The sequence below is a fragment of the Candidatus Ruminimicrobium bovinum genome, from assembly GCF_902760015.1.
GTDB lineage: Bacteria > Elusimicrobiota > Endomicrobiia > Endomicrobiales > Endomicrobiaceae > Ruminimicrobium > Ruminimicrobium bovinum.
This window is the reverse complement of sequence record NZ_CACWEU010000247.1, coordinates 1-2,114: the sequence shown is the minus strand read 5'-3', so window position 1 is coordinate 2,114 and position 2,114 is coordinate 1. Positions and strand designations below refer to the sequence as shown.

The window sequence follows — 2,114 nt, the reverse complement described above, 5'->3', positions numbered from 1 at the left end:
TTTCATTTGTAAATTATTTTCAAAATTTATATATGCAACTTGCCTATATTCACTTTTACCAAATTCTTGCATAAGCCAAGTTTTACCAACTTGCCTTGCACCTTCAATAATTAATGGTTTTTTATTTGGATTATTTTTCCATTCTAACAACTGTTTTATTGCATATCTTTTCATAAATTATACTCTCATTGTTAATTTTTTATATAATTTTACATTTTTTTACACGACTTTTCAATGCTTGTTTACACTTTTTTACACGACTTTTAATGATAATCCTACATTTTTTTACATGACTTTTAGTTATAATAACACATTTTTTGAGCCGACTTATTAAAAAATTCTAAATTTATCACACAAATAATTTATTGATTTTTCAATATATTATTTTAAATTTTTGTTAATTTATAATTGATTTTATCAAATATAAAAGTAAGCGGGAGTTTTACCTCTGCCTGCTTTTTGGCAATAGCTTTCAATCCGGCAGTCCTTTGCAAAATGTAAATACCTCAGCCGGAAGCACTACATTAAAAACATTATACAAAAAACTTATGACAACATATTGTCGCAATCATATAACAACCAAAAATATCAACAATAAAGAAAAACACGACAAGATGTTGTCGCAATTGTTTTATACAATATTATTAGGAAATAAAGTTATTTATTTTATCCGTTCGCATTTAAAAGGAAAATATGATATAATTTCATTGTAAAAGCGAATTAAATATAGGTGCTATTATGAAAAACACAGATAAAATATTATCAATAATAAAAAAGAACAACGGAATTATAACAAACAAAGATATTGTTAATTTAGGATTAACAACTAAATATTTAACTATAATGAAAAGGAAAAAAATGATAGAAAAAGTTAATAGCGGGTTATATATTCTTACAAATAAAATATCCGATCAATTTTTTGAAAAAACATATAATTATAAAAATACTGTTTTTTCTCATACAACAGCTTTATATTTCTATAATTTAGTTGATAGAATCCCAATAAAATACGAAATAACAGTTCCTTATAACTATACAGGAAATTTACAAAAACAAAATGATGTTAAATTATTTTATATAAAAAAGGAATTATTAAATTTAGGTAAAACACAAATAAAATCCCCGTATGGAATGATAATAGACACTTACAATATTGAAAGAACAATATGTGATATTATAAAAGATGAAAAAAAAATAGATACCGAACTTTTTGTTACCGGACTTCAAAACTATGTTAAATTAAAAAGCAAAAATATTAACTTATTAATGAAATATGCAAAAGAACTTAATTTAGAAAACAAAGTAGCTGACAAAATGAGGTTATTATTATGATAAAAAGTGATTCTGTTAAAGGAAAAATTAAAAATATATCAAAAAAGTCCGGTGTAAGCCCGCAACAACTGTTACAAATGTTTATGTTTGAACAGTTCTTAGTAAAACTTTCAAAAAGCAAATATAAAAATAAATTTATATTGAAAGGCGGTTTTTTGTTATCAAAAATATTTGGAGAAAGTAACAGGACAACCAAAGATATTGATACAACAATAAAAGGATTACCCTTACAAAAAGAAAACATTAAAGAAATTATAAATGAAATTATAAACATTCCCTATCAAGAAAATATTACATTCAAATTAGTTGACATTGAAAACATAAGAAAAGATGATTTGTATTCCGGATTGAGGGTAACAATAAATGTAATATTTGAAACTATTAATGAAAATTTAAAAATAGATATAACAACGGGAGATATTATAATTCCAAAAGAAATACAATTTGAATACAAATTAATGTTTGAAGATAAAACAATATTTATTATGACATATTCTATAGAAACTATTATTGCTGAAAAATTTGAAACCATAATATCAAGAAATATTTTAAACACAAGGGCAAAAGATTTTTACGACATTTATATGCTTGTACAGCAAAACAATTTCAATAAGAAAAATTTGGTAACAGTAATAAATAAAACATTTACAAAAAGGGAAACTTCTTCTAATATAAAAGAAATTGAAAACGTAATACAAATTGGGGTATGGCTATGAATCAATTTGCTATAGTTTTTGGTAATAGAGTTCCTCTATAACACAAATCCCATTTACACACTTTTT

At 23.5% G+C, this 2,114-nt stretch carries 3 protein-coding genes; 2 read left to right on the top strand and 1 reads right to left on the bottom strand.

The window, feature by feature from the left end:
* Positions 1-174, bottom strand: a 174-nt coding sequence (locus ACMUOV_RS08350; protein ID WP_413854682.1) for an AAA family ATPase, incomplete at its 3' end; no start/stop codon positions are given.
* A 564-nt stretch (positions 175-738) separates the two neighbouring features.
* On the opposite strand from ACMUOV_RS08350, the gene ACMUOV_RS08345 reads away from it, so the two are divergent.
* Together ACMUOV_RS08345 and ACMUOV_RS08340 are read left to right on the top strand one after the other, a co-directional pair.
* Positions 739-1,332, top strand: a complete 594-nt coding sequence (locus ACMUOV_RS08345) for a type IV toxin-antitoxin system AbiEi family antitoxin domain-containing protein (RefSeq protein ID WP_413854681.1) — start codon at positions 739-741, stop codon at positions 1,330-1,332.
* Positions 1,329-2,048: a nucleotidyl transferase AbiEii/AbiGii toxin family protein gene (locus tag ACMUOV_RS08340; protein WP_413854680.1), complete on the top strand. Its 720-nt coding sequence runs from the start codon at positions 1,329-1,331 to the stop codon at positions 2,046-2,048. The genes ACMUOV_RS08345 and ACMUOV_RS08340 overlap by 4 nt, the downstream gene beginning before the upstream one ends.
* The last annotated feature ends 66 nt before the right edge of the window (positions 2,049-2,114 follow it).

Coding starts and splice junctions, on each gene's coding strand:
- ACMUOV_RS08345 (WP_413854681.1), top strand. CDS start 739: ATGAAAAACACAGATAAAATATTATCAATAATAAAAAAGAACAACGGA.
- ACMUOV_RS08340 (WP_413854680.1), top strand. CDS start 1,329: ATGATAAAAAGTGATTCTGTTAAAGGAAAAATTAAAAATATATCAAAA.